The organism is Citrobacter sp. LJND-P06 (assembly GCF_058188415.1).
In genome coordinates, this window is the sequence record NZ_CP187317.1 from 329,733 (window position 1) to 355,756 (window position 26,024).

Here is a 26,024-nt window from a genome sequence, read left to right on the forward strand (position 1 = left end):
ATCAGATGAGGCTTTCAGGGGACGCTGTCAGTTTCGGGTTCAGGCAGCTTTCGTAGTATTGCTGAATTTCGGTCATACGGGTGCGATTACGATGATAGCGTCTGAACGCCTGTATGCCGTTGTAAATCGCGCTGCCCAGCATCGCCAGCATCAGCAGCGTCGTACCGAGATAGCGCCACAGGCCTGAACGGTCTGGAATACTGTGCAGGCTGATGTGCTGCGTTCCGTTGGCGTCGGTATAAATGCTGGTAACAATCCCTTCCGCGCTAAACGGCGTTTGCATAAGCATTTGGGCCAACCGCTGGAAGGCACCCCATTGCTCCTGAGCCGGGTGGTCATACAGTGAAACGGCGGGGTAAGTCTGGTCGACCAGATCGCTGCCTTCGTCACTGATAATCAGGAATCCCCCCGGCGCGGGGCTGTTTAACGCCTGGGCAGCACGCGCTGTTTCACGCGAAATAAACGGCGCTGTCGAGGTGGTCACCAGATTATCCAGCGACTCTGCGCTGACCGGGCGCAGTAGAACATTGACGCCATTGAGCTTACCGGCGTTGGCGCGTTTAACCAGCGCATTCCAGTCTTTGCTATTGCCGAGGTTCACCAGCGCATTTTTAAGACGTACGCACTCATCCTTGGCGGAACACAGGTCAGCCGTTTTCAGCACGATGTCACCGAAGTCATCCAATAAAACCATGCCAGATTTTTGAATCGCCGAGCGTAATGAGGCGCTGACCCGCGAATCATCTTCGGGTTTGGGGTGCAATTGTCGGCTGATGGCCTGATTGAGCGCCGTCGCTTTATTGACAAGTTCGGACTCCGGCAGCGGCAGAGCCTTAGCGTCATTCCAGATAATTTGCGAGCAATCAAAAGGCATGAACGGGGAACCAGCCTGCGCAGTCCAGCTTCCCGGCGTATGAATATTACACATGCCTTTACCGCTCAAATGCAGGGTATCACCAACACGAACCCCGGCTTCTTCGAGCTTTTTCACACTGGTGGCTTCAATGGTTTGGGCGCCTTTCATCCACGACAGCGTGAATTTGATGGGCATATCCAGCGGGATCCAAAACAGCAGCATCAGCAGTACCAGCAGGGAACCTCCGGAGATGACCAGACTGCGCAACCAGTGCTGTAGTGGGAAGTTTTTGACTTCGTCATGCAGGGATAAAAAGCGGCCCTGGCGTACAACGTGGCGATCCAGATAGATATCAATATCGGTTTGCTGACCGAGATCCTGCGCGATATACGGCTGCCAGTGAGCCGGGTAAATCAGGTCAATGATCCCCAGTGAGATGTTGTTGATTTGCTCCTGGTTGTTTTCACCGAATAATCCCCAGCGACGCGGGGTGCCTCTCAGGCAGTGGATTTCCCGTAACGCGGTTTTAGACGGCGGGGCAAGCAATCCCCAGAGTCCCGCTGCCGACAACAAAATAGCGCCGCCCGCCATCCAGGGAACAAAGACATCTGGCGTTATCAGGCAGAAGAAAAACAACAGGAAAGAGGCGACAATCAGCAATGCCTCACGAAGACCCGCAGGACGGCTCAACGCATATTCTTCATGCGTTTCCTGACGAATGTTGAGCAGCTCAATTTGTTCACTCTCTTCACCGCGGATCGATGCCTGAGTGGAGGCGGTGTGCTGCAATGCATAGCCACGCGTCTCCTGCATGTATTCCTGCAGCGTGTGACCGTTCAGCGAGATAACCAAAGGCAGCTTATCGGTATGGATCAGCTCAACGTTATTTTCGTCATTGATGTACTGTTCCCAGAAAGGCGGCAGATGAACCTCAAGCGAGTCGAGATAGTATCGCCATTTGTTGGGATCGTCGGTGGTAATGCCGTAACGCGTAATCGAATGCGTCAGAACGATAACGTTGTTGCTCTCAGCATTGAGTGTGAGCGACACAGGCGCGGCGCTGGCGCCTGTGGGGCCTGGCACTTGTTGGATTTGGCTGAGATTGTCGAGATAGTTCTCAACGGCGCTGCGCTCTTCGGGCGTCAGCTTACGCGTGGCTGCCTCCGGGAAGGCATTGATCCAGGGCAGGCTTCGCCGCCTGGCGCGTGTCCTGAGTAGCCATCCTGCCAGTAGACAGCAGGCCAGCAAAGCAGCTAAAAAAATCAAAATGGTGCTCATGCTTTCCCCATCTTACTAAGTCTGTCAGGCGTGGTCAGTCGCACCCTGTCCAATAAACGTGATTTTGTGGTTGGCTATCGGCAAGTGTGGAGTTGAACTTGAGCATTTTTAAGCGCATCCCATTGAATGCAAATCATAGCAAAACCACCAAATGCGGAATATCAGCAAATTCCTGGAGTTATTTCAACCTATTGACTTTTAATTTGAAATAAGAATTAATTTTAACTGCGTTGCATAAATGTAAATAAATGGCAATTCACATTGCCGAAACCGTGCTGCATATCGCACAATGGCGTCAGATTTCACTGCAAAGACTCTCACGATGAGCAAATCATTACAAAAACCCACCATTTTGAAAGTAGAAACTGTCGCACAATCGCGCCTGTTCAACGTTGAAAGCGTGGACCTTGAGTTCAGCAATGGTGTGCGACGTGTCTATGAGCGTATGCGTCCGTCCACCCGCGAAGCGGTAATGATTGTACCTATCGTTGACGATCACCTGATTCTGATCCGTGAATATGCGGTGGGAACGGAGTCCTACGAATTGGGGTTTTCCAAGGGGCTTATCGATCCCGGAGAGAGTGTGTTTGAGGCCGCGAATCGAGAATTAAAAGAAGAGGTTGGCTTTGGTGCGCAGGATCTGACGTTCTTAAAGAAACTGAGCATGGCGCCATCTTATTTTTCCAGCAAAATGAATATCGTGGCGGCTGAAGGCCTCTACCCGGAATCACTGGAAGGCGACGAGCCCGAACCGCTGCCGCAGGTGCGCTGGCCGCTGGCGCATTTGATGGACTTGCTGGAAGAGCCGGACTTTAATGAGGCGCGTAACGTGAGCGCTCTGTTTCTGGTGCGCGAGTGGTTGAAAGGGCAAGGGCGCCTGTAGGCCTTCGCCCGGCAGACCAACGCAGTAAAAACAAAAAGGCGCCGAAGCGCCTTTTTTGATCAGAACAGTTCCTGCGACTCACCATTATCAATAATGGTTGTTCCCACCTCATGCACCGCGTGCTGTGTTGGCTGGGTGCCTTCGATGAAATACTCTTCGCGACTGTTACCGCCATTGGCCAGTTGACCGGTATTGCGATCGATATTGACCGTCACAATCCCCGGCGGTGGCGTCAGCGGTTGTTCAGGTACGCCTTCCAGAACGGACTTCATAAACGCGTCCCATGCCGGTTGCGCACTCTTCGCTCCGCCTTCATAGCCGGAGATCTGATCTTTGATAGCACCAGACGCCGACGTGCGTCCCAGATCGCGGCGGTGATCGTCAAAACCAATCCACACCGATGTCACCACGCCTGGACCGTATCCGGAGAACCATGCGTCTTTCGAGCTGTTGGTGGTACCGGTTTTTCCGCCGATATCCCGACGCTGCAGGTCGCGACCCGCTCGCCAACCGGTGCCCATCCAGCCGGGCTCGCCGAAGATGTTGGTGTTCAGCGCGCTTTTTATCAGGAACGCCAGCGGCGTGCTAATCACGTGCGGGGCGTATTCCTGTGTACCGCTTTGGGCAACCAGCGCCTGGTTTGCCTGTTCAAGCTGTGGCATCGGCACGGTGGCGTTTTTCTGCTCCTGAGAAACGGCGACATCTTCGACGTTGCTGTTCTCCAGGACGTTCGATTTTTGCGTATCGCCATAAATGACCGGAATATCGCACTCCGGGCAGGCAATTTTTGGCTTCGCTTCAAATATGACGCCGCCCTGGTCGGTTTCAATCTTACTGATGAACCAGGGATCGACCAGGAAGCCGCCATTTGCCATAACGGAATAACCTCGCGCTACCTGCATCGGCGTGAAGGATGCGGAACCCAGCGCCAGCGATTCGGTATGCACGATGTTTTGCGCCGGGAAGCCAAAACGTTGCAGATATTCTGCTGCGTAATCGACACCCATTGCGCGCATAGCACGCACCATGACCACGTTCTTCGACTGACCGAGACCCTGACGTAAACGGATCGGGCCGGCGTACTGCGGCGGTGAGTTTTTGGGGCGCCAGTCAGAACCGGCACCGGCATCCCAACGTGAAATAGGCACGTCGTTCAACATACTCGCCAGGGTTAAACCTTTATCCATCGCGGCGGTATAGAGGAACGGCTTGATATTCGAGCCCACCTGACGCAGCGCCTGGGTGGCACGGTTAAATTTGCTTTGGTTGAAGTCAAAACCACCGACCAGCGCCATTACCGAGCCGTTTTGCGGGTTAATGGAAACCAGCGCGGAGTTAACGTCCGGCACCTGCGCCAGCCACCAGGCATCGCCCACCTGACGAACCCAGATTTGCTGACCGGCTTGTACGGCATCGGTCACTTTACGCGGCGTAGGGCCCTGCTGTGTATCTGAGCGGTACGGACGCGCCCAACGTACACCTTCCATACGCAGTGATACCGACGTGCCATCCGCCAGCGTTGCCGTGGCTTCTTGCGGGGTGGCGCTGGTGATCGCAGCCGGGAGCAAGGGGCCGTAGGTCGGCAGCGCTTTCAGCGTGTCGGTAATTTTTTTGCTGTCCCAGGCTGTTTCACCCACTTTCCACAAGACATTCGACGGGCCGCGATAGCCGTGGCGCATGTCGTAGTCCAGTACGTTGTTGCGGACAGCTTGTTGAGCCGCCTGCTGGACTTTGCGGGTGATGGTGGTGTAAATGCGATAGCCATCTTCATAGGCATTTTCACCGTACCGGTTGTACATTTCCTGGCGCACCATTTCTGACAAATAGGGGGCAGAAAACGCAATTTCCGGCGCATGGTAATTTGCATCAATCGCTTCGTTACGCGCCTGATCGTACTGATTCTGGGTGATATACCCTTCGCTCAACATACGCGACAGAACCACGTTACGTCGCGCTGTGGCGCGATCCATGGAATAAAGCGGATTAAACGTGGAAGGGGCTTTTGGCAGGCCGGCAATGACCGCCATTTCACTCAGACTAAGCTGGTCAACAGTTTTACCAAAATAGACCTGCGCCGCGGCGCCCACACCGTAGGCACGGTAACCGAGGTAGATTTTGTTCAGATAGAGCTCGAGGATTTCATCCTTACTCAGAAGTTGCTCAATGCGGATGGCAAGGAACACTTCCTTAATTTTACGCATTAGCGTCCGTTCAGGACTGAGGAAGAAGTTTCTCGCCAACTGCTGAGTAATGGTGCTCGCCCCCTGCGACGCATGGCCAGAGAACAGCGCTACGCTTGCCGCACGGAAGATCCCGACAGGGTCAACACCGTGGTGCTCGTAAAAGCGGCTGTCTTCCGTGGCGATGAAGGCTTTCACCATGACGGGTGGCATTTGGTTGAGCGTGACCGGAATTCGACGTTTTTCGCCATACTGCGCGATCAGTTCACCCTCCGCGCTATAAACCTGCATCGGAATCTGTAAACGCACGTCTTTTAACGTCGCGACGTCAGGTAGTTGCGGCTCGATATAGCGATAGAGACCATAAATCGAGCCTGCTCCCAGCAGGATGCAACATACTGCAAGGATCAATAAATACTTTACGAACTTCACTGGAGATTTCCCATTTAGTGTCATTTGGGCAGTTTATAAACAAACGCGCGGTAGTATAAAGGCAAGCCAGACGCATTGATATACCCGTTAGAGTGACGGGTGATAAGGAGATCATCAGCTATGGCTTTCCGGTTCTGGCAAATAGGCCTTCATATTCAACCGCATGAAGTACTGGCGGTTGCCGTTGTTCGCGGCGCATCGGGCTGGCTTTTACAACGCTGGTGGCGTATGCCGCTCGACCAGCTCGTCCTCAAAGAAGGTTACATTTGCAATCCTGAACAGCTTGCCGCGGTACTCCAACCGTGGAGCCGTGAGCTTCCTCATCAGCACGCCATTCACCTTTCATTTCCCTCCAGCAGAACACTGCAAAGACGCTTTCCGCGCCCGGCGATGTCGCTGCGGGAACGCGAACAGACAGCATGGTTAACCGGTTCGATGGCGCGCGATCTGGACATGGATCCTGACTCCCTACGTTTTGACTATAGCGAGGATACGTTAAGTTCGTCGTTCAATGTGACTGCTGCGCAAAGCAAGGAGATCTCGGCGTTACTGACTCTCATGCAAACGCTAAAGGTGCGGGTGACGGCGGTCACGCCGGATGCCTGTGCGTTACAGCGATTTATTCCGTATTTAGCCTCGGGGCAGCAGTGTCTGGTGTGGCGTGATGACGTGCAGTGGTTGTGGGCGACACGTTATGCCTGGGGGCGTAAAACCGCTGAAGAAATTGGCCGTCTTGATGATCTCGCCGCAGCGTTGTCCATGCCTCCCGACACGTTGGTCATGTGCAGTGAAGACGGTTTCTCCCCCTGGGAAGCCGTGTCCGTACGCCAGCCCCCCATTCCGCCGCAAGGACATGCTTTTGCCATCGCCCTCGGTCTTGCGATGGGGGAGATGCGTTGATGAGCCCACCGATCAATTTTATGCCCTGGCGTCGCTCACGACGGATGGCGTGCCTGCGATGTTGGGCAGTGCTGTTCGGCGGTTCACTGCTCTTATTCATCGTTATTGCACTGCGTGTTTACTGTGTTACAGAGCAGGAAGCCCGAACCAACACGGTTTTACTGGAGGCCGAACAAACAAGGGCCGCCGCGCTGATGGCGAGAAAGCGGGGTTTGGATCAACAGCACCAGCAGCGCCAGCAAGTGTTGCAGCGACAAATACTGCGTGACCAGACGCATCGCTGGCAGTCGGTGCTGGACGTGATTTCTCACCAGATGCCTGAGCAGGCATGGTTCACCAGAATGGCCTACCAACAGGAGACGCTTGAGCTTGAAGGCAACGCGCTGAGCTTTACCGCGTTACGTTCACTGGAGGCGATGTTGCGTCATTTGCCGATGTTCGCGTTAAGCAACACCGGCGCAACCCGCCAGGACGCAGAGGGGCGCTGGCAGTTTCACTATCAGTTAAAAAAGAGCGAGATGAATGAACGCCCTCTTTGATGTCTGGTGCGCGTTAACGCCCCGAACCCGAATGCTCTGCTGGTGTGCCGGAAACCTCTGTCTGGGGATCCTGCTCCTTATTTGCCTGTTTTATCTGGGCGGGCCAGCGCTTCACATACAGCGGGAAGCGCTGGTTGCGCAGCGGGAAACCGTGCAGCAGCAGTGGAGAGCACAGTACCGGCTGATGGCAGCGAGCGGTGAAGCCCGCGTTGCTCCAGATGAAAAGCGTCTGCCTTTTTCTCCGCTGGATTTTCAGACGTCACATCGTCGTCTTGTTCACTGGTTGCCTTCTGCAGAAGGTGGCGAGATGGCGTTGGCCTCGGTCTGGGAGGCCGTTCCTGACGTCTTTGTTCGACTGGCGGCATGCGGGATGAACGTACGTCGGTTTTCACTGAGCGTGGAAAGGTCGGAATTACGGCTGACGCTGGAACTGGAGCGTCTGAATGAGGGGTAAACGCTGGCTGTTGGTTGGCCTTTCTCTGTTGACGCTGACCGGGATGCGCGATCCTTTCAAACTACCAGAAGACCGCTGCAAGAGTGGCGAGCTCTTGCAATGGCGCTTTCAGGGGGCGGTAAGTCGGGGCGAAAAGCTGATCGGTATTGTCAAAGACAGTCAACAGAAATGGCGCCGGGTGGAACCTGACGAGTCACTGGATAACGGATGGCGAGTCTCCCAACTGACCACACAAACGTTAACGCTTGAGCTTGGGGAAAGCTGTGAGCCATCGCAGTGGCAGTGGCAACGACAAGGAGAAAAGGATGAAGCGATGGATAGCCGCCGCGCTGATGATCATCATGCAGACAGCGCAGGCGGGAAAAGCGCAAAACGTCACGCTAATGGTGGATGACGTTCCGGTGGCTCAGGTATTGCAGGCGCTTGCTGAACAGGAGCGGAAAAATATGGTGATCTCGCCGGATGTGAGTGGCTCGGTGTCACTCCATCTGACGGATGTTCCGTGGACGCTGGCGCTGCAAACCGTCGCGAAAAGCGCCGGACTGGTATTACGCCAGGAAGGGGGCATTTTGCATGTTCAGACGGCGGCCGGGCAGCAAGAAATGATGGCGCGTCAGGAGGCTGAGCGGGCGCAGCAGCAGGCAACAATGCCACTGGAAAACCGCAACATTTTTTTGCAAAACGCCGATGCGACAGAGTTGGCGAAAGTCGGTGAGAAACTGCTGAGCGCAAAAGGCAGCATTACGGTGGATAAGCGTACCAACAGGATAATGTTTCGCGATAACAGGGTTGCGTTGGCCATGCTGGAGAAATGGGTGGAACAGATGGATTTGCCCATCGCGCAGGTTGAACTGGCGGCGCATATTGTGACCATTAACGAAAAAAGTTTACGTGAGCTGGGTGTGAAATGGACGCTTGCGGATGCCCAGCAGGCTGGAGGCGTGGGGGATGTGACCACGATGACCAGCGATCTCTCCGTTGCCACGGCAACGACGCGCGTTGGGTTTAACATCGGACGCATTAACGGGCGACTTTTGGATCTTGAACTTTCGGCGCTGGAGCAAAAACAGCAACTCGATATTATCGCCAGCCCACGTCTGCTCGCTTCGCATTTACAACCGGCCAGTATCAAGCAGGGCAGTGAGATCCCCTATCAGGTTTCCAGCGGCGAAAGCGGCGCGACCTCTGTGGAATTTAAAGAAGCGGTGTTGGGGATGGAGGTGACGCCGACGGTGTTACAGAAAGGACGCATTCGTTTGAAGTTACGCATTAGTCAGAATATGCCCGGCCAGGTGTTGCAACAATCGGATGGCGAAGTGCTGGCTATTGATAAGCAGGAGATCGAAACGCAGGTCGAGGTGAAAAGCGGTGAAACATTGGCGCTGGGCGGTATTTTTTCTCAAAAGAAAAAATCAGGTAAGGATAGTGTCCCGCTGCTAGGGGATATTCCCTGGCTCGGCCATTTTTTTAGCCACGATGGTAAAGAAGATGAGCGACGTGAGCTGGTGGTGTTCATCACGCCCAGGCTGGTATCGGCGGAATGATTTGTGCGAGAAATACCGCTGTTTTTGCGCTGAACACGTTTCAGGGATTTGACGTGGGGGTGTATTTAGCATACAAGGAGTACCGATTTGAGAGTCAGTACTTTTCGTTGCTTACGCACCCGTGATTACTCTTCACCATTCAAGCGGCAAATAGTTGGCTGGTTTCGTGTTATCTGGCTTCGCGATATGTCGCTGAGTTCAGTGTTTATGAGACTGCTGGTTTGTCGTGACCGGAAATGCACGGGGTTTGGTAATTTATTCAGTTGCCAAACCTGCTTGAGTATTGAGATAATTTTCAACCTGACTCTCGCAATATCTTATGAGGTTTCAGTTCATGTCCTGCTGCGCTGGGTATCTGCGACGCGGGTTTATCATTAACGAATAGTCTTAGTAGTACCGAAAAAATGGCAGAGAAACGCAATATCTTTCTGGTTGGGCCTATGGGTGCCGGAAAAAGCACTATTGGGCGCCAGTTAGCTCAACAACTCAATATGGAATTTTACGATTCTGATCAAGAGATTGAGAAACGAACCGGAGCTGATGTGGGCTGGGTCTTCGATGTAGAAGGTGAAGACGGCTTCCGCGATCGTGAAGAGAAAGTCATCAACGAGTTGACGGAAAAACAGGGTATTGTGCTGGCAACCGGCGGTGGCTCTGTAAAATCACGTGAAACCCGTAATCGTCTCTCCGCGCGTGGCGTCGTGGTCTATCTTGAAACGACGATCGAAAAACAACTTGCGCGTACGCAGCGCGATAAAAAACGTCCGCTGTTGCAGGTCGAAGCTCCGCCTCGTGAAGTTCTGGAAGCGTTGGCTGACGAACGCAATCCTCTGTATGAAGAGATTGCAGACGTGACCATTCGTACCGACGATCAGAGCGCCAAAGTCGTAGCAAACCAGATTATTCACATGCTGGAAAGCAACTGATTCTGGCTTAATACACACTTGCCTGCGGGTACAAGCCATTAAGGTGGATATCGCGTCATGGAGAGGATTACAGTCACTCTCGGGGAACGTAGTTACCCTATCACCATCGCGGCTGGTTTGTTTAACGAACCAGCTTCATTCTTACCGCTGAAATCGGGCGAGCAGGTTATGTTGGTGACCAACGAAACCCTGGCTCCTCTTTATCTTGATAAGATTCGCGACGTACTTGAACAGGCGGGTGTTAACGTTGATAGCGTTATTCTTCCTGATGGCGAGCAGTATAAAAGCCTGACGGTGCTTGATACGGTCTTTACGGCTCTGCTGCAAAAACCGCACGGTCGCGATACCACGCTTGTAGCCCTTGGTGGCGGCGTGATTGGCGATCTGACCGGTTTTGCGGCGGCGAGCTATCAGCGCGGTGTACGTTTTATCCAGGTTCCAACAACCCTGTTGTCTCAGGTTGACTCCTCCGTTGGCGGGAAAACCGCTGTAAACCATCCCCTCGGTAAAAACATGATTGGCGCGTTCTACCAGCCTGCTTCCGTGGTGGTGGATCTCGACTGTCTGAAAACGCTTCCTGCGCGTGAGCTGGCTTCGGGTCTGGCGGAAGTGATCAAATACGGCATCATTCTGGATGGGGCGTTCTTTACCTGGCTGGAGGAAAATCTGGATGCGTTGTTGCGTCTGGATGGCGCAGCGATGGCGTACTGTATTCGCCGTTGTTGTGAGCTGAAAGCAGAAGTTGTTGCCGCAGACGAGCGAGAAATGGGCTTACGTGCTTTACTGAATCTGGGGCATACGTTTGGCCATGCTATCGAAGCCGAAATGGGTTATGGCAATTGGTTACACGGTGAAGCGGTCGCTGCAGGTATGGTGATGGCTGCTCGCACGTCAGAACGTCTGGGTCAGTTTAATGCAACTGACACACAGCGTATTATTACGCTGCTTGCGCGTGCTGGCTTACCTGTTAACGGACCCCGCGAGATGTCCGCACAGGCTTATTTGCCGCACATGCTGCGTGATAAAAAAGTGTTGGCGGGTGAAATGCGTTTAATTCTCCCGCTGGCAATAGGGAAGAGTGAAGTCCGCGGCGGAGTGTCGCACGAGGTGGTTCTTAGCGCGATTGCTGATTGTCAGCAGGCGTAACAACAAGAAAGGTCAGACCGCAATTATTGGGTCTTTTAGCTTCAGGTTAACTGCAACGTTGTAAGCATTAACCTTTGAGTGGGGTGTTAAATGGATGAATTCAAACCAGAAGACGAGCTGAAACCCGATCCCAGCGATCGTCGTACTGGTCGTTCTCGTCAATCTTCTGAACGTGGTGAGCCGCAGATCAACTTTGATGATGTTGATCTGGATACGGACGATCATCGCCCGACACGTGCGCGTAAAGACCGCAATGAGGAGTCGGATGTCGAGCCTGAAGAAGATTACGAATCCGATGATGATGCGGTGGATGATGACGAAGAACGTGTAGAGCGTCGTCCGCGCAAGCGCAAAAAAGCGGTCAGTAAGCCGGCTTCTCGTCAGTACATGATGATGGGTGTTGGTGTTCTTGTCCTGCTGCTGCTGATCATTGGAATCGGCTCTGCGCTGAAGGCACCTTCAACCTCCTCTTCAAGCGAGCAAACTGCTTCTGGCGAGAAGAGTATCGATCTTTCTGGCAATACCGCCGATCAAGCGAATGCAACCCAGCCTGCGCCGGGTGCAACATCTGCTGAGCAAACCGCCGGTAATGCACCGCAGCAAGAAGTTTCCTTGCCGCCAATTTCGTCCACGCCGACCGAAGGACAAGCGCCTGCAACGGCCGAAGGCCAGCAGCGTGTTGAAGTTCAGGGTGACCTGAACAATGCGCTCTCGCAGCCGCAAAACCAGAGCCAGGTTAACAATGTGGTGGTTAACTCCACACTGCCGACTGAACCGGCCACGGTTGCGCCAATCCGCAACGGCGCTGCGTCGCGTCAGGAGACAAAGGAACCTGCGGCTCCTGCCACAACCACTCGTCCGGAACGCAAACAGGCCGTGATTGAGCCGAAGAAACCGCAGACGACGGTGAAGGCGACGGCAACTGAACCGAAACCTGTCGCTCAGGCGAAACGTACGGAACCAACGGCTCCGGCGACAACCACGAAAGCCCCTGCAGCAACAACTGCACCGGCTGCAACGGTTGCCCCGAAAGCGACCGCCAGCACGACGACTGCGCCTGCGCAAACGGCACAGCCTGCGCAAACTGCGCCGACGGCTGCTGCGACACCCAGCGCGGCTGGTGGGAAGAGTGCAGGCAACGTTGGGTCGTTAAAATCTGCACCGGGCAGCCATTACACCCTGCAGCTCAGCAGTTCTTCTAACTACGACAACCTGAACAGTTGGGCGAAGAAAGAGAACCTGAAAAACTTTGTGGTGTATCAGACGACGCGTAACGGCCAGCCGTGGTATGTTCTGGTCACGGGCGTGTACGCCTCGAAAGACGATGCGAAACGCGCGGTGTCTACGCTGCCAGCCGATGTGCAGGCGAAAAACCCGTGGGCAAAACCGTTGCATCAGGTTCAGGCCGATCTGAAGTAATGTTATTAAAGCGCAGGATGCTGTCGGAGCTTTCTCCACAGCCGGAGAAGGTGTAATTAGTTAGTCAGCATGAAAAAAAATCGCGCTTTTTTGAAGTGGGCAGGGGGAAAATACCCCCTGCTTGATGATATAAAACGGCATTTGCCACCGGGTGAGTGTCTGGTTGAACCCTTCGTGGGTGCCGGGTCGGTGTTTCTCAACACCGACTTTTCTCGTTATATCCTCGCCGATATCAACAGCGACCTCATCAGTCTCTATAACATCGTGAAGTCACGTACCGATGAGTATGTGCAGGCTTCCCGCGAGCTGTTTACGCCTGAGACAAATCAGGCTGAGGTTTACTATCAGTTCCGCGGGGAATTCAACGCGTGTCAGGATCCGTTCCGCCGTGCGGTGCTGTTTTTGTACCTGAACCGTTTTGGCTACAACGGATTGTGCCGCTATAACCTGCGCGGGGAATTTAACGTGCCGTTTGGCCGTTACAAAAAGCCCTACTTCCCGGAAGCGGAGTTGTATCACTTTGCCGAAAAAGCGCAGAATGCAGAGTTCCATTGTCTCTCATATGAAGAGTGCATGGATCGTGCGGATGCAGACTCTGTGGTCTATTGTGACCCGCCATATGCGCCCCTTTCTGCGACGGCGAATTTTACCGCTTATCATACCAACAGCTTCAGCCACAGAGAGCAGGCACATCTGGCAGAAATGGCAGAAAAGCTGGTCAGTAAGCGGATCCCAGTGTTAATTTCGAACCATGACACGCCCGATACCCGTGAGTGGTACAAAGCGGCGAAACATTTTCAGGTTAAAGTGCGGCGCAGTATAAGCAGCAACGGCGGCACACGAAAAAAGGTGGACGAACTGCTGGCTCTGTACCAACCAGGAGTCGTTTCGCCCGCGAAAAAATAATTCTCAAGGAGAAGCGGATGAAACAGTATTTGATTGCCCCCTCAATTCTGTCGGCTGATTTTGCTCGCCTGGGTGAGGACACCGCGAAAGCACTGACTGCTGGCGCCGATGTTGTGCATTTTGACGTCATGGACAACCACTATGTGCCGAACCTGACTATCGGGCCCATGGTGCTGAAATCCCTGCGTAAATACGGTATTACAGCACCTATCGACGTACATCTGATGGTGAAGCCGGTTGACCGTATTGTGCCGGATTTCGCCGCCGCAGGCGCCAACATCATTACTTTTCATCCGGAAGCCTCCGAACACGTCGACCGCACCTTGCAACTGATAAAAGAGCACGGCTGCAAAGCTGGCCTGGTATTCAACCCGGCTACACCGCTCAGCTATCTGGACTATGTGATGGACAAGCTGGATGTGATCCTGCTGATGTCCGTTAACCCGGGCTTCGGTGGTCAGTCCTTCATTCCACAGACGCTGGAGAAGCTGCGCGAAGTACGTCGTCGTATCGATGAATCCGGCTACGATATCCGCCTGGAAGTGGATGGCGGCGTCAAGGTGGACAACATCGGTGAAATCGCCTCGGCTGGCGCGGATATGTTTGTGGCTGGTTCTGCCATCTTCGACCAGCCAGACTACAAAAAAGTGATAGATGAAATGCGCCGTGAACTGGCGAAGGTAAGTCATGGATAAATTGCAGAATATTCGGGGTGTTGCATTTGACCTCGACGGGACGCTGGTCGACAGCGCACCGGGATTGACCGCTGCGGTAGATATGGCGTTGTATGCGCTGGAGCTGCCGACGGCAGGCGAAGAGCGTGTTATTACCTGGATTGGTAACGGCGCAGATGTGCTGATGGAACGCGCACTGACCTGGTCTCGCCAGGAACGTGCAATGCAGCGTAAAACAATGGGTAAACCGCCTGTTGATGATGGCATCCCTGCTGAAGAACAGGTGCGTATTTTGCGTAAGCTGTTCGACCGTTATTATGCGGATGTGGCGCAAGAGGGGACGTTCCTGTTCCCCAACGTCGCGGATACGCTGGGCGCACTACACGCCAGCGGGTTGCCGTTAGGTCTGGTCACCAACAAGCCGACGCCGTTTGTTGCGCCTCTGCTGGAAGCGCTGGATATCGCCAAATATTTTAGCGTGGTCATCGGTGGTGACGACGTACAGAACAAAAAACCGCATCCAGACCCGCTACTGCTCGTTGCGAGCCGCATGGGTATTGCGCCTGAGCAGATGCTTTTCGTGGGTGATTCACGAAATGATATTCAGGCCGCGGTTGCCGCAGGCTGTCCGTCTGTGGGACTTACGTATGGCTATAACTACGGTGAAGCGATTGACCTTAGCCAGCCAGACGTTGTTTATGACAGTATTAATGACATTCTGCCCGCTCTCGGGCTTTTGCAAAGCGAAAATCAGGAATTGAAAAATGACTAAGCCCATCGTTTTTAGTGGCGCACAGCCCTCAGGTGAATTGACCATTGGCAACTACATGGGTGCGCTGCGTCAGTGGGTGAACATGCAAGATGATTTCCACTGCATCTACTGCATCGTTGACCAGCATGCCATCACCGTGCGTCAGGATGCGCAGCAGTTGCGTAAAGCGACGCTGGATACGCTGGCGCTTTATCTTGCGTGCGGTATCGATCCTGAGAAAAGCACCATCTTCGTTCAGTCCCACGTGCCGGAACATGCGCAACTGGGTTGGGCATTGAACTGCTACACCTACTTCGGCGAACTGAGCCGTATGACGCAGTTCAAAGATAAATCTGCGCGTTACGCGGAAAACATTAACGCCGGCCTTTTTGATTATCCGGTTCTGATGGCGGCGGACATTCTGCTGTACCAAACCAACCAGGTTCCGGTCGGTGAAGATCAGAAACAGCACCTTGAGCTGAGCCGCGACATCGCCCAGCGTTTTAACGCCATCTACGGCGATATCTTCAAAGTGCCAGAGCCGTTCATTCCGAAATCCGGCGCGCGCGTGATGTCGCTGCTGGAGCCGACGAAAAAGATGTCTAAGTCGGACGACAACCGCAACAACGTGATTGGCCTGCTGGAAGACCCGAAATCCGTCGTGAAGAAAATCAAACGCGCGATGACAGACTCCGAAGAGCCGCCAGTTGTGCGTTACGACGTCCAGAATAAAGCGGGCGTGTCCAACCTGCTGGATATCCTCTCTGCTGTGACCGGCCAGAGCATTCCTGAGCTGGAACAACGCTTCGAAGGCAAAATGTACGGTCATCTGAAAGGTGAAGTGGCGGACGCGGTTTCCGGCATGTTGACCGAGTTGCAGGAGCGTTATCATCGCTACCGCAACGATGAAGCATTCCTGCAGAACGTGATGAAGGAAGGGGCTGAAAAAGCCAGCGCTCGGGCTTCCGTCACCCTGAAAGCGGTGTACGAAGCGATCGGCTTTGTCGCAAAACCGTAATTCAACTGTGTCGCTAAAAACCGGGTAAATCCCGGTTTTTTTTCGCCTGTCTTTTCTGTGACCGATAAAAACTGTGAAGCGCCTCGCCGTTTGCACATCTCGCCATTGCGCTATATATTCAATTTAATGAAGATATAAATATTCAATTTACTGAAAATATATGATGCGTCGGACATTTATCAAGAAAGAAGGGGTTGTCTTAACAACTCTGGCTCGTTACCTGTTGGGTGAAAAGTGTGGTAACCGTTTGAAAACCATAGATGAGCTGGCAAATGAATGCCGCTCATCAGTCGGATTAACGCAGGCCGCGCTGAAAACGCTGGAATCCTCAGGGGCAATCCGCATTGAGCGTCGTGGGCGTAATGGCAGTTTCCTGGTCGAAATGGATAACAAAACGCTGTTGACGCATGTGGATATCAACAACGTGGTGTGTGCCATGCCGTTGCCGTATACCCGTCTGTACGAAGGGTTGGCGAGCGGCCTGAAAGCGCAATTTGAGGGGATCCCCTTTTATTACGCACACATGCGTGGGGCGGATATTCGCGTGGAATGTTTACTGAACGGTGTCTACGACATGGCGGTGGTTTCCCGTCTGGCGGCGGACAGTTATCTGGCGCAGAACGGGTTACGCATTGCGCTGGAACTGGGCCCACATACTTATGTCGGCGAGCATCAGCTCATTTGTCGCAAAGGTGAAGCTGAACACGTGAAACGTGTAGGTCTGGATAACCGCTCGGCGGATCAGAAAATCATGACGGAAGCGTGTTTTGGCGACAGTGACGTGGAGTTGGTAGACCTTTCCTACCACGAAAGCCTCCAGCGCATTGTGAAAGGGGATGTGGATGCGGTGATCTGGAACGTCGTGGCGGATGCCGAACTGGCGATGCTGGGTTTAGAAGCGACCCCGCTCACCCGCGATCCCCGATTCTTACAGGCAACGGAAGCCGTCGTACTGACACGCGCAGATGATTATCCGATGCAGCAATTACTGCGCGCGGTGGTGGATAAACAGGCGCTGCTCGCCCACCAGCAACGGGTCGTTAAAGGTGAGCAGGAACCCAGCTATTAAGTTAAGGGCGTTTTGATGGAATACCGACTGAACCTGCTATGTGAAGCGGGTGTGATTGATAAAGATATCTGCAGCGGCATGCTGCAGGTTGTTGAACGGTTGAGCAATGAGTGGCATCTGCCGGTTCACACCGAGCAAGGGACGATGGCGATGACGCACATGGCGAGCGCGTTAATGCGCAGCCGCCGTGGGGAAGTGATTGGGCCGCTGGATGACGAGTTACTGGCTGAAATGGCGCAATCAAACTTTTGGCCGACCATTTTGCTGGTGCACCAGGCATTGCTGAAAGAGTTTGCGGTGACGCTTCATGCAAATGAAGAGGGATATCTGCTGGCGAACCTGTACGGATTGTGGATGGCGGCAGAAGAAGGCGTTTGAAATTGATGGAATAGCAATGTCCTACACCTTAAATATTCAAAAAAATGAATATTTAAATCAGGGATTGGAAACGAGGCTAAAAGATGTTTACACACGCACTGAAACGGCAGAACCCTGCGCTTATTACCGCCGCGCTTCGGCTATGGCAACAGGGGAAGATTGTCCCCGATAGTTGGGTGATTGATGTTGACCAGGTTCTGGAAAATGGTAAGCGCCTGATTGATGTCGCGCAGCAACACGGCATCACGCTGTATCTGATGACCAAGCAGGTTGGGCGAAATCCCTGGCTGGCGGAAAAGTTGTTGGCGCTGGGTTATGCCGGGATTGTCGTGGTGGACTATAAAGAGGGCCGAACCCTGCGCCGCGCCGGATTACCGATCGCACATCAGGGTCATTTGGTGCAGATCCCGTCCCGACTCGTTGATGCCGCAGTACAACAAAATACGGATGTCATCACGCTGTTTTCGTTAGAGAAAGCGCGAGAAGTTTCTGCGGCCGCCGTGAAAGCCGGGCAGACGCAGGCGGTGATGCTCAAGGTGTATGACGACAACGACTTTCTTTATCCCGGGCAGGAAAGCGGCTTCCCGCTGGCCAATCTGGATGAGGTTGTTGCCGAGGTTCAACGGCTACCGGGTTTGCATCTGAGCGGATTAACGCATTTTCCCTGTCTGCTCTGGGATGAGGCGGCAGGTGAAATTGTACCAACGCCTAACCTGCACACGCTGGTTGATGCGCGACGCCAGGTGGAAGCGTCAGGCGTTGCTATCGAACAACTGAATGCTCCATCTGCGACCAGCTGCGCCTCTTTGCCGCTGCTGGCAAAGTATGGCGTCACTCACGCTGAGCCTGGTCATGCGTTGACCGGCACGATTCCTTCTAATCAACAGGGTGACCAGCCTGAGCGCATTGCGATGCTTTGGCTAAGCGAGATTTCTCACCATTTTCACGGCGACAGTTATTGCTATGGCGGCGGTTATTACCGTCGCGGGCATGCGCGTAATGCGCTGGTGTTTGCCCATGAAAATGCCGCGCCGGTTGAGACGCAACTGAAACCTGTTGATGACAGCAGTATTGATTATTACCTGCCGCTTACCGGGGAATTTCCGGTAAGCAGTGCCGTTGTGCTCTGTTTTCGCACACAAATCTTTGTGACGCGCAGTGACGTTGTGCTGGTGTCCGGTATTCAGCGCGGCGCGCCTGAGATTGTCGCCCGTTATGACAGCCTCGGAAACCTTCTGGAGGACTAATGGCTCGTTTCGTGGTGGTAGTGATTGATAGCTTCGGCGTCGGGGCCATGAAAGATGTTGCACTGACCCGACCGCAGGATGCTGGCGCGAATACTTGCGGGCATATCCTGAGTCAGCAGCCGCAGTTACGTCTGCCAACGCTGGAAAAACTGGGGTTGATGAATGCGCTGGGGTACACGCCTGGCGTGATGAAACCGTCTGCATCTGCGGTATGGGGCGTCGCGGAATTGCAACATGAAGGGGGCGATACTTTCATGGGGCATCAGGAGATTTTAGGTTCGCGACCCCAGGCGCCGCTGCGCATGCCGTTTAGCGAGGTTATTGGGCGCGTTGAACAGGCGCTGAAAGCCGCAGGCTGGCAGGTGGAGCGGCGTGGCGATGGGCTGGCGTTTCTGTGGGTGAATCAGGCGGTCGCTATTGGCGATAACCTCGAAGCGGATTTGGGGCAGGTCTACAACATTACCGGCAACCTTTCCGTCATTGACTTCGACGAGGTGGTGAAAATTGGCCGCATCGTGCGTGAGCATGTACAGGTTGGGCGGGTCATTGCTTTTGGCGGCATGCTGAACGATAGCCAACAGATTCTGGATGCCGTTGAGACGAAAGCGGAACGCTTTATCGGTATCAATGCACCGCGCTCCGGGGCGTATAAACACGGTTTTCAGGTGATTCACATGGGCTATGGCGTTGATGCGCAGGTTCAGGTTCCGCAGAAGCTGCATGAGGTCGGCGTGCCAACCGTACTGGTCGGCAAAGTGGCCGATATTGTCAGCAACCCACATGGGCGCAGTTGGCAAAACCTGGTCGATAGCCAGCGCATTATGGATATCACACGAGACGAATTTAACGCGGAACAGACCGTGTTTATTTGCACCAACATCCAGGAAACCGATCTCGCCGGTCATGCTGAGGATGTCGCACGTTATGCGGAACGGCTACAGGTTGTTGACAGTAATCTGACGCGCCTTCTGTCTGATATGGGAGCCGATGATTACCTGGTCGTCATGGCCGATCACGGCAACGATCCCACGATCGGGCACAGCCACCACACCCGTGAAGTGGTGCCGGTGCTGGTGTATCGACAGGGGCTGGAACCCGCGCAGTTAGGCGTTCGCGCCACGCTGTCAGATGTGGGCGCCACAGTATGCGAATTCTTTGGCGCCGCCGCCCCGCAAAACGGCACCTCTTTTCTTTCGGCATTACGGCTCACAGGAGACGCGTTATGAGCATTGATACTTCAGGCTACACCTACGCCCACGAGCATCTGCATATCGATCTCTCCGGGTTCAAAAATAATCTCGACTGCCGGTTCGATCAGTACGATCTCATCTGCCAGGAGATGAACGTTCTGATGGCGTTGGGCGTGCGTAACATCATTGAGATGACCAACCGTTACATGGGGCGTAACCCGCAATTTATGCTCGATCTGATGCGTGATACGGGAATGAATGTGGTGGCCTGCACGGGGTATTACCAGAATCAGTTTTTCCCGGAACACGTCGCGACCCGCAGCGTGGAGCAACTGGCCCAGGAAATGGTCGATGAAATTGTCGACGGAATCGATGGCACTGAACTGAAAGCCGGGGTCATCGCTGAAATCGGCTCCAGTGAAGGCGTAATCACGGAGCTTGAAGAAAAGGTCTTTATTGCTGCCGCGCGTGCCCACAATGAAACCGGGCGCCCAATCTCTACACACACCTCGTTCGGCACGATGGGTCTGGAACAACTGGCCTTACTGAAAACGCAGGGCGTCTCCCTCTCGCGAGTGGTGATTGGTCACTGCGATCTCAAAGATAACCTCGACAATATCTTACGCATGATCGATCTCGGCGCGTATGTGCAGTTCGACACTATCGGTAAAAGCAGCTACTACCCGGACGAGAAACGTATTGGGATGCTGCATGTGCTTCGCGATCGCGGTTTGCTCAACCGCGTGATGCTCTCAATGGATATTACCCGCCGGTCACATTTGAAAGCGAACGGCGGTAATGGCTACGACTACCTGTTAACCACCTTTGTCCCACAACTGCGCCAGTCAGGGTTCAGTCAGGTCGATGTGGACATGATGCTGCGTGATAACCCTGCTCGTTTCTTCCAGTAGGTCGGTTTGATTGAGACAGCGCGCGTTGAGGGTAGGCGTTTTTAATAACGTATTAGCGATAGAAATAAATCAATAAGGATACAGACAATGAAAATCGTGATTGGTGGTCAGATTGAGAAAGACAAAATAGCTGAAACAGTCCGCCGTGAAGCGGGCGATCGTGCAACCTCAGTCACTGTCATGGGGGACATTGAAGCAGCCATGGCATTAAAAAGTGGCGCGGCCGACTACTATTTCGGCGCGTGTAATACCGGTGGCGGCGGGGCGCTGGCAATGGCGATTGCAATTGCGGGGGCCAGCCAATGTATTACCGTCGGCATGCCGGGAAAAATTCTGTCAAATGAAGAGATTATTGCAGGCGTAAACGCAGGGAAAAAAGCATTCGGTTTTACGGGGCAGGACACTGAAATCGTTGTCCCGGTAATTATCAAGGCAATCCTGGGCGCATAGGAGGAAAAATGGAACATGAGTTTCTGATGCGTCTGTTAACCATCGATCCCATGAAGGCTGGATTGATCGCGCTCATTGGCGGGCTGTCTGCGATGATGGCCAACCGGGGGATTGCGGTTTTTCATGATGGCCTGCGGCCATTGATGCCTGAATATCTCGAAGGGAGAATGGATCACAAAACGCTGGCGGCAACCAGCTTTGCACTGAGTTTCGGATTGGTCATCGGATTTGGGCTGCCATTTTCACTGACCGCGCCGATTATTCTGGTGCATAGCCTGTTGCTGGGAACCGATGTGGTGGGCACATGGTGTAACAATAGTCGCCGTGGCTTTCTGCTCTCCGGCGTCATTGGTGCCCTTTATGGCGTGGCGCTGATGGTTGGACTGCGTTCAGTGGTTGATCTGTTCAACATGATGCCCGTGAATTTTATGAATAACCTCAGCCAGGTGGGAGACCCGATTATTGTCTGTTTCGCCCTCTTTCCTGCACTGGTTGTCGGTTATCAGTACGGATACAAAAAAGGCATGTGGGTGCTGGTGGCGACACTGGTGGGATATCTGGTCGCGCACTCTTTTGGCAGTATCAGTTTTGGCGGGCGCATTGAAAAACCCGTCAAGCTTGACCCGAACGGCATTGCGCTATTGCTTGCGATGATCGCGATGTTCTATTTCACCATGCAAGAGCGTCCTGCGACGTCAGAAAATGCGGATGGGGTAAAGACGAAAGGCGCGAATGAGATGCTGGTGGGCCTCTTTTCGGCACGTATAGAGCGCATTCAGAAAAACAAATGGCTGTTGGTGTTCAGCGGCGGCTTATGTGCGATGGCCGGTTCGATGTCATTCAGTTTGCTGGCAGAAGGCCCCGTTTCGCTGCAATTGATGGCGCAGGGAGAGCAAACCAGTGCCATGCTGGTCGCCCTGGCGCGAGCGATCAGTTTTATCCCCCTGGTCGGTATGACGGCCATTGCGACAGGGGTTTACAGCCCGGAAGGCATGAAGTTTGTTTTTGTTGCCGGCCTTGCGACGAACAACCCTTTTATCGCGTTCATTGCAGGCGGCGTCATTATGTTCCTGGAGATTAGACTGCTCGCCAGAACGGCTATCTGGCTGGACAAATATCCTGGCGTCAAAGCGTGTGGCGATCATATCCGCACCGCGATCACACGAATGCTGGAAGTGTCGCTGTTGGTGGGTGGGATGATTGCGTCTAATGCCATTTTACCGGGTATGGGATTCATGATCGTTGCAGGCATTTATCTGCTTAACCGAACCTCCCGTAGACCACTGGTGGAGATGTCTATTGGCCCGGTTGCCACGATTGCCGTCGGGATACTGGCTAACCTCTTATATTTTATCGGTATTGTGCAACCCTAAGGTCATCGCCATGGAAACCTATCCATTACAAAGCCTGACGCTGATGGAGGCTCAGGAGAAGCAATTTGCGCTGGTGGACACACTGTGCCGCCATTTTCCCGGTGCTGATTTTTTGGCAGGCGGCGATCTAGGGTTGGTGCCGGGGCTAAATCAGCCCCGGGTAACGCAGCGTGTAGAACAGGTACTGGCGGATGCGTTTCACGCCGGGGCGGCCGTGTTGGTGCAGGGCGCGGGTACGGGGGCTATTCGTGCAGGGCTGTGCGCGTTGCTCAAACCCGGGCAGCGGCTACTGGCACATGATGCGCCGGTGTATCCCACCACGGCGTGCATCATTGAACAGATGGGTATTGAACTTATCCGTGCCGATTTCAATACTCCCGGCGCGATAACGCAGGCTATTGCCCAGCACCGCCCTCAGGCGGCGCTAGTTCAGCACACACGCCAGCAACCCCGGGACAGCTACTCGCTGACGGCGGTGCTGGAGGAAATCGCACAGAGCGGGGTTCCCACGCTGACCGATGACAACTATGCGGTCATGAAAGTGGACAGCATCGGGTGTGAGTGCGGTGCCACACTTTCTACGTTCTCTTGCTTTAAACTCTTCGGGCCTGAAGGGGTGGGGGCGGTGGTTGGAGAGGCCGACGCTATCGCTAAAATCCGCTCTACCCTGTATTCCGGCGGGAGCCAGATCCAGGGCGCGCAAGCGCTGGAAGTACTGCGTGGACTGGTTTTCGCACCCGTGATGCATGCCGTGCAGGCGGGGGTATCCGAGCGTTTGCTCGCACGACTCAATGGCGGGAGTTTGCCGGAGGTGAAGCAGGCGGTCATTGCCAATGCGCAGTCGAAAGTGCTGATCGTGGAGTTCAATCACCCGATTGCCGGGAGAGTGCTGGAAGAAGCGCACAAACGCGGGGCGCTGCCTTACCCGGTGGGGGCGGAATCAAAATATGAGATCCCGCCTCTGTTTTATCGTCTCTCCGGGACGTTTCGCGAAGCCGCGCCGGGTCTGGAACAGTATGCGATTCGTATTAATCCAAACCGTAGCGGCGAAGAGACGGTGCTGCGAATCTTGCGGGAAAGCATCGGGCAGGTCATGGCTGGCTAGCGCCCGGTGATGACAGGCATAAAAAAACCGGGAAATTCCCGGTTTTTTTACATTAATGGTTCGAGAACCAGTTTAGCTTATCGCGCAGAGCGACCACTCTACCGACAATAATTAGCGCAGGGCTTTCAACACGTTGCGCCAGGTCACCTAACTCCGACAGCGCCCCGTTAACCACGCGTTGTGACACGGCAGTGCCATTCTCAACCAGCGCAACAGGCATATCAGCCTGCATACCGAATTCAATCAGTTTTTCCTGGATGGTCGCCGCCTGATTCAGCCCCATGTAGAACACCAGCGTCTGCTTCTCAGCCGCCAGGTTCTCCCAGTCCAGCTCGCCACCGGTTTTCAGATGCCCGGTAACCAGACGGACGCTTTGCGCGTAGTCGCGGTGGGTCAGCGGGATCCCGGAGTAAGCTGAACAGCCTGAAGCCGCCGTAATTCCCGGAACCACCGAGAAGGGGATCCCTGCGTGGCATAAGGTTTCCAGCTCCTCGCCGCCGCGACCAAAAATAAACGGATCGCCGCCTTTCAGACGCACGACGCGTTTACCCTGTTGGGCTTCACGCAGCAGGATCTGGTTAATCTCTTCTTGCGGCACGCAGTGATATCCCGCCCGTTTGCCCACGAAGACGCGGTCAGCATCGCGGCGGACGAGGTTCATGATGTCGTCGGAAACCAGGCGGTCGTACACCACCACATCGGCCTGCTGAATTTGCTGCAACCCTTTCAGGGTGAGCAGACCGGCGTCGCCAGGGCCGGCACCCACCAGCACCACTTCACCACGGTGATCCAGCGGTTCGCTGAGCATTTGTTCCGTGGTGTGTTCAATGGCCTGGCGATCGTCGTTGGCGAGCGACTGCGCCAGACGGTCGTTGACAAAGAGTTTCTCCCAGAAGCGACGGCGTTCGCCCATGGTGGCGAATTGTTTTTTCACCCGGGAGCGTAACTGCCCGGCATACTGCGCAACCTGGCCTAAATGCTGGGGCAGCATGGCCTCAAGTTTCTCACGCAATAAACGCGCGAGAACCGGCGATGTGCCGCCCGAGGAGACGGCGACCATCAGCGGCGAACGGTCAATAATCGAGGGCATAATAAAGCTGGCGGCTTTCGGCGCATCGACCACATTGCAGAAAATACGGCGAGTTTCGGCAGCGCGGCTAACGCGTTGATTCACTTCATCGTCATCGGTTGCTGCAATAGCCAGCCAGCAAGGGTCGAGGAGCGCTTCGTCGAACGGCCCTTCCACCAGCGTTAACATGCCTTCATTTGCCCATACGGTAAACTGTGGAATAAACGCCAGTGCATTGACCGTGAGTCTGGCACCGGCTTCCAGCAGTAACCGCGCTTTGCGTTCTGCGACATCACCCCCGCCGACGATCAGGCAGTCGCGGTCACGTAGTTGACAAAATATAGGCAAATGATCCACGACATTACCCCTTAATTATTGGCAGCAGCCTCAGTTTGGTTGATTTTTGCCGGAGCCGGACGCTCCGATTTCGGCGTAGCATACCAATAACCCCATCCCATGAACACGACACCGGACAAAGTATTACCTAGTGTTACCCACAACAAATTGTGACCGATCCCGGACAAGGTATACGCGTCGCTGTGATGACCAAACCAGGAGAGGGCGAACAGGGTCATGTTGGCAACGGAGTGCTCATAGCCAGAGGCGATAAACGCCAGCAGACACCACCATATAGCGATGAATTTCGCGGCGCCTTCGGTACGGATTGCCATCCAGATTGCCAGGCAAACCAGCCAGTTACACAGCGCGCCTTTGAAAAAGAGCACGGTGGCCGGGGCGGTTGTTTTGGCAAGGGCAACCGAGTGCACAATGCTGGTATCGACCGGTAGCAGGCTACCACCGCCCCAGCTATACAGCAGCGCGACGAACACCGAACCCACCAGGTTGCCCAGCCAGGTTTGCGGCAGAATAGCCCACATTTGCCCGTGGCTGATGGTACCTGCTTTGACGCCGAGCGTCAGGAACATGGTGTGACCCGTGAAGAGTTCAGAACCGGCAATAATCACCAGCGTCAGCGCAATACCAAAGGTTGCACCCATCACCAGTGGACGAATAGAAGGGTCGAGCAGATTCCCGAGGGTAAAAATAAGGATAATACCGAGACCGACATAGGCCCCCGCCATTGCAGAACTAATCCAGAAGCCAAGCGGGTTTTTCGCCGACAAGCGTGCGATGCGCGCAGCGTTAGCCGCACACTTATTGATAGTGTCTGTGAACATGTATTTGATTATCCTTGAAATATAAATAATAAAAAAAACAATCATACGTAGGCCGGATAAGGCATTTATGTCGCCATCCGGCAATGTGCTTATGCAATTTGCCGGATGGCGCTACGCTTATCAGGCCTGCGAAAAAAGGCCTACCCAA

General features: G+C 54.1%; 25 protein-coding genes. 21 read left to right on the forward strand and 4 right to left on the reverse strand.

Annotation, left to right across the window (positions count from 1 at the left end; genetic code table 11):
* Nucleotide 1: 1 nt before the first annotated feature.
* On the reverse strand, nucleotides 2-2,134 hold the full coding sequence (igaA, locus tag ACO7SM_RS01475; RefSeq protein ID WP_490469436.1) for an intracellular growth attenuator protein IgaA: 2,133 nt from the start codon (nucleotides 2,132-2,134) through the stop codon (nucleotides 2-4).
* A gap of 322 nt (nucleotides 2,135-2,456) precedes the next feature.
* On the opposite strand from igaA, the gene nudE reads away from it, so the two are divergent.
* Nucleotides 2,457-3,017: an ADP compounds hydrolase NudE gene (gene nudE / locus ACO7SM_RS01480; RefSeq protein ID WP_490469437.1), complete on the forward strand. Its 561-nt coding sequence runs from the start codon at nucleotides 2,457-2,459 to the stop codon at nucleotides 3,015-3,017.
* 59 nt (nucleotides 3,018-3,076) lie between these two features.
* Here nudE and mrcA read toward each other — a convergent pair whose 3' ends face one another.
* Nucleotides 3,077-5,629, reverse strand: a complete 2,553-nt coding sequence (gene mrcA, locus ACO7SM_RS01485; RefSeq protein ID WP_490469438.1) for a peptidoglycan glycosyltransferase/peptidoglycan DD-transpeptidase MrcA — start codon at nucleotides 5,627-5,629, stop codon at nucleotides 3,077-3,079.
* A 120-nt stretch (nucleotides 5,630-5,749) separates the two neighbouring features.
* On the opposite strand from mrcA, the gene ACO7SM_RS01490 reads away from it, so the two are divergent.
* From ACO7SM_RS01490 to ACO7SM_RS01585, 20 genes are all read left to right on the forward strand, one after another.
* Complete coding sequence (locus ACO7SM_RS01490; RefSeq protein WP_490469439.1) at nucleotides 5,750-6,529, forward strand: DNA utilization protein HofM; 780 nt, start codon at nucleotides 5,750-5,752, stop codon at nucleotides 6,527-6,529.
* A complete protein-coding gene (locus ACO7SM_RS01495; RefSeq protein ID WP_490469440.1) occupies nucleotides 6,529-7,068 on the forward strand; it encodes a PilN domain-containing protein in 540 nt (179 codons plus the stop codon). The genes ACO7SM_RS01490 and ACO7SM_RS01495 overlap by 1 nt, the downstream gene beginning before the upstream one ends.
* Nucleotides 7,052-7,522, forward strand: coding sequence for a HofO family protein (locus ACO7SM_RS01500; protein WP_490469441.1), 471 nt, complete (start codon nucleotides 7,052-7,054; stop codon nucleotides 7,520-7,522). Before ACO7SM_RS01495 ends, ACO7SM_RS01500 begins: the two co-directional genes overlap by 17 nt.
* The gene (locus ACO7SM_RS01505) at nucleotides 7,512-7,916 is read left to right on the forward strand and encodes a HofP DNA utilization family protein (protein WP_490469442.1); all 405 of its coding nucleotides are present in this window, start codon (nucleotides 7,512-7,514) and stop codon (nucleotides 7,914-7,916) included. The genes ACO7SM_RS01500 and ACO7SM_RS01505 overlap by 11 nt, the downstream gene beginning before the upstream one ends.
* Nucleotides 7,828-9,066: a DNA uptake porin HofQ gene (hofQ, locus tag ACO7SM_RS01510; RefSeq protein ID WP_490469443.1), complete on the forward strand. Its 1,239-nt coding sequence runs from the start codon at nucleotides 7,828-7,830 to the stop codon at nucleotides 9,064-9,066. Before ACO7SM_RS01505 ends, hofQ begins: the two co-directional genes overlap by 89 nt.
* Before the next feature lie 404 nt (nucleotides 9,067-9,470).
* Entirely contained in the window at nucleotides 9,471-9,992 is a 522-nt protein-coding gene (aroK, locus tag ACO7SM_RS01515; RefSeq protein WP_042322869.1) for a shikimate kinase AroK, read from the forward strand.
* 57 nt (nucleotides 9,993-10,049) lie between these two features.
* Nucleotides 10,050-11,138 (forward strand): 3-dehydroquinate synthase, encoded by a 1,089-nt coding sequence (gene aroB, locus ACO7SM_RS01520; RefSeq protein ID WP_490469444.1) that lies wholly within the window; start codon nucleotides 10,050-10,052, stop codon nucleotides 11,136-11,138.
* 90 nt (nucleotides 11,139-11,228) lie between these two features.
* Nucleotides 11,229-12,557, forward strand: a complete 1,329-nt coding sequence (gene damX / locus ACO7SM_RS01525; protein ID WP_490469445.1) for a cell division protein DamX — start codon at nucleotides 11,229-11,231, stop codon at nucleotides 12,555-12,557.
* A gap of 69 nt (nucleotides 12,558-12,626) precedes the next feature.
* Complete coding sequence (dam, locus tag ACO7SM_RS01530; protein WP_490469446.1) at nucleotides 12,627-13,463, forward strand: adenine-specific DNA-methyltransferase; 837 nt, start codon at nucleotides 12,627-12,629, stop codon at nucleotides 13,461-13,463.
* Nucleotides 13,464-13,480: 17 nt separating this feature from the next.
* The gene (gene rpe / locus ACO7SM_RS01535) at nucleotides 13,481-14,158 is read left to right on the forward strand and encodes a ribulose-phosphate 3-epimerase (protein WP_162380530.1); all 678 of its coding nucleotides are present in this window, start codon (nucleotides 13,481-13,483) and stop codon (nucleotides 14,156-14,158) included.
* The gene (gph, locus tag ACO7SM_RS01540; protein ID WP_490469447.1) at nucleotides 14,151-14,909 is read left to right on the forward strand and encodes a phosphoglycolate phosphatase; all 759 of its coding nucleotides are present in this window, start codon (nucleotides 14,151-14,153) and stop codon (nucleotides 14,907-14,909) included. The genes rpe and gph overlap by 8 nt, the downstream gene beginning before the upstream one ends.
* Nucleotides 14,902-15,906 (forward strand): tryptophan--tRNA ligase, encoded by a 1,005-nt coding sequence (gene trpS, locus ACO7SM_RS01545; RefSeq protein ID WP_490469448.1) that lies wholly within the window; start codon nucleotides 14,902-14,904, stop codon nucleotides 15,904-15,906. The genes gph and trpS overlap by 8 nt, the downstream gene beginning before the upstream one ends.
* A 163-nt stretch (nucleotides 15,907-16,069) precedes the next feature.
* Nucleotides 16,070-16,975 (forward strand): GntR family transcriptional regulator YhfZ, encoded by a 906-nt coding sequence (gene yhfZ, locus ACO7SM_RS01550; RefSeq protein ID WP_490470850.1) that lies wholly within the window; start codon nucleotides 16,070-16,072, stop codon nucleotides 16,973-16,975.
* A gap of 15 nt (nucleotides 16,976-16,990) precedes the next feature.
* Nucleotides 16,991-17,353: a PRD domain-containing protein gene (locus tag ACO7SM_RS01555; protein WP_490469449.1), complete on the forward strand. Its 363-nt coding sequence runs from the start codon at nucleotides 16,991-16,993 to the stop codon at nucleotides 17,351-17,353.
* Between the two features lie 83 nt (nucleotides 17,354-17,436).
* Complete coding sequence (locus ACO7SM_RS01560; RefSeq protein WP_490469450.1) at nucleotides 17,437-18,600, forward strand: YhfX family PLP-dependent enzyme; 1,164 nt, start codon at nucleotides 17,437-17,439, stop codon at nucleotides 18,598-18,600.
* Nucleotides 18,600-19,826, forward strand: coding sequence for a phosphopentomutase (locus tag ACO7SM_RS01565; RefSeq protein ID WP_490469451.1), 1,227 nt, complete (start codon nucleotides 18,600-18,602; stop codon nucleotides 19,824-19,826). Before ACO7SM_RS01560 ends, ACO7SM_RS01565 begins: the two co-directional genes overlap by 1 nt.
* Entirely contained in the window at nucleotides 19,823-20,701 is an 879-nt protein-coding gene (locus tag ACO7SM_RS01570) for a phosphotriesterase-related protein (RefSeq protein ID WP_490469452.1), read from the forward strand. The genes ACO7SM_RS01565 and ACO7SM_RS01570 overlap by 4 nt, the downstream gene beginning before the upstream one ends.
* Before the next feature lie 87 nt (nucleotides 20,702-20,788).
* Entirely contained in the window at nucleotides 20,789-21,151 is a 363-nt protein-coding gene (locus tag ACO7SM_RS01575) for a DUF2620 domain-containing protein (protein ID WP_490469453.1), read from the forward strand.
* Between the two features lie 8 nt (nucleotides 21,152-21,159).
* Nucleotides 21,160-22,524: a YhfT family protein gene (locus ACO7SM_RS01580; protein WP_490469454.1), complete on the forward strand. Its 1,365-nt coding sequence runs from the start codon at nucleotides 21,160-21,162 to the stop codon at nucleotides 22,522-22,524.
* 10 nt (nucleotides 22,525-22,534) lie between these two features.
* Nucleotides 22,535-23,629 (forward strand): aminotransferase class I/II-fold pyridoxal phosphate-dependent enzyme, encoded by a 1,095-nt coding sequence (locus ACO7SM_RS01585; RefSeq protein ID WP_490469455.1) that lies wholly within the window; start codon nucleotides 22,535-22,537, stop codon nucleotides 23,627-23,629.
* 52 nt (nucleotides 23,630-23,681) lie between these two features.
* Here the strand turns inward: ACO7SM_RS01585 and cysG are convergent, their stop codons facing one another.
* Both cysG and nirC read right to left on the reverse strand, forming a co-directional pair.
* Nucleotides 23,682-25,055, reverse strand: coding sequence for a siroheme synthase CysG (gene cysG / locus ACO7SM_RS01590; protein WP_490469456.1), 1,374 nt, complete (start codon nucleotides 25,053-25,055; stop codon nucleotides 23,682-23,684).
* An 11-nt stretch (nucleotides 25,056-25,066) separates the two neighbouring features.
* Nucleotides 25,067-25,876 (reverse strand): nitrite transporter NirC, encoded by an 810-nt coding sequence (gene nirC / locus ACO7SM_RS01595; protein ID WP_490469457.1) that lies wholly within the window; start codon nucleotides 25,874-25,876, stop codon nucleotides 25,067-25,069.
* Nucleotides 25,877-26,024: the final 148 nt, after the last annotated feature.

Excerpts from the sequence above, each read along its gene's own strand:
- igaA (WP_490469436.1), bottom strand. The coding sequence starts at position 2,134 with ATGAGCACCATTTTGATTTTTTTAGCTGCTTTGCTGGCCTGCTGTCTA.
- ACO7SM_RS01565 (WP_490469451.1), top strand. The coding sequence starts at position 18,600 with ATGGCTCGTTTCGTGGTGGTAGTGATTGATAGCTTCGGCGTCGGGGCC.
- aroB (WP_490469444.1), top strand. The coding sequence starts at position 10,050 with ATGGAGAGGATTACAGTCACTCTCGGGGAACGTAGTTACCCTATCACC.
- ACO7SM_RS01580 (WP_490469454.1), top strand. The coding sequence starts at position 21,160 with ATGGAACATGAGTTTCTGATGCGTCTGTTAACCATCGATCCCATGAAG.
- yhfZ (WP_490470850.1), top strand. The coding sequence starts at position 16,070 with ATGCGTCGGACATTTATCAAGAAAGAAGGGGTTGTCTTAACAACTCTG.
- ACO7SM_RS01495 (WP_490469440.1), top strand. The coding sequence starts at position 6,529 with ATGAGCCCACCGATCAATTTTATGCCCTGGCGTCGCTCACGACGGATG.
- dam (WP_490469446.1), top strand. The coding sequence starts at position 12,627 with ATGAAAAAAAATCGCGCTTTTTTGAAGTGGGCAGGGGGAAAATACCCC.
- gph (WP_490469447.1), top strand. The coding sequence starts at position 14,151 with ATGGATAAATTGCAGAATATTCGGGGTGTTGCATTTGACCTCGACGGG.
- aroK (WP_042322869.1), top strand. The coding sequence starts at position 9,471 with ATGGCAGAGAAACGCAATATCTTTCTGGTTGGGCCTATGGGTGCCGGA.
- ACO7SM_RS01560 (WP_490469450.1), top strand. The coding sequence starts at position 17,437 with ATGTTTACACACGCACTGAAACGGCAGAACCCTGCGCTTATTACCGCC.
- ACO7SM_RS01575 (WP_490469453.1), top strand. The coding sequence starts at position 20,789 with ATGAAAATCGTGATTGGTGGTCAGATTGAGAAAGACAAAATAGCTGAA.
- ACO7SM_RS01555 (WP_490469449.1), top strand. The coding sequence starts at position 16,991 with ATGGAATACCGACTGAACCTGCTATGTGAAGCGGGTGTGATTGATAAA.
- trpS (WP_490469448.1), top strand. The coding sequence starts at position 14,902 with ATGACTAAGCCCATCGTTTTTAGTGGCGCACAGCCCTCAGGTGAATTG.
- ACO7SM_RS01505 (WP_490469442.1), top strand. The coding sequence starts at position 7,512 with ATGAGGGGTAAACGCTGGCTGTTGGTTGGCCTTTCTCTGTTGACGCTG.
- ACO7SM_RS01500 (WP_490469441.1), top strand. The coding sequence starts at position 7,052 with ATGAACGCCCTCTTTGATGTCTGGTGCGCGTTAACGCCCCGAACCCGA.
- nirC (WP_490469457.1), bottom strand. The coding sequence starts at position 25,876 with ATGTTCACAGACACTATCAATAAGTGTGCGGCTAACGCTGCGCGCATC.
- nudE (WP_490469437.1), top strand. The coding sequence starts at position 2,457 with ATGAGCAAATCATTACAAAAACCCACCATTTTGAAAGTAGAAACTGTC.
- damX (WP_490469445.1), top strand. The coding sequence starts at position 11,229 with ATGGATGAATTCAAACCAGAAGACGAGCTGAAACCCGATCCCAGCGAT.
- ACO7SM_RS01490 (WP_490469439.1), top strand. The coding sequence starts at position 5,750 with ATGGCTTTCCGGTTCTGGCAAATAGGCCTTCATATTCAACCGCATGAA.
- hofQ (WP_490469443.1), top strand. The coding sequence starts at position 7,828 with ATGAAGCGATGGATAGCCGCCGCGCTGATGATCATCATGCAGACAGCG.
- ACO7SM_RS01570 (WP_490469452.1), top strand. The coding sequence starts at position 19,823 with ATGAGCATTGATACTTCAGGCTACACCTACGCCCACGAGCATCTGCAT.
- ACO7SM_RS01585 (WP_490469455.1), top strand. The coding sequence starts at position 22,535 with ATGGAAACCTATCCATTACAAAGCCTGACGCTGATGGAGGCTCAGGAG.
- rpe (WP_162380530.1), top strand. The coding sequence starts at position 13,481 with ATGAAACAGTATTTGATTGCCCCCTCAATTCTGTCGGCTGATTTTGCT.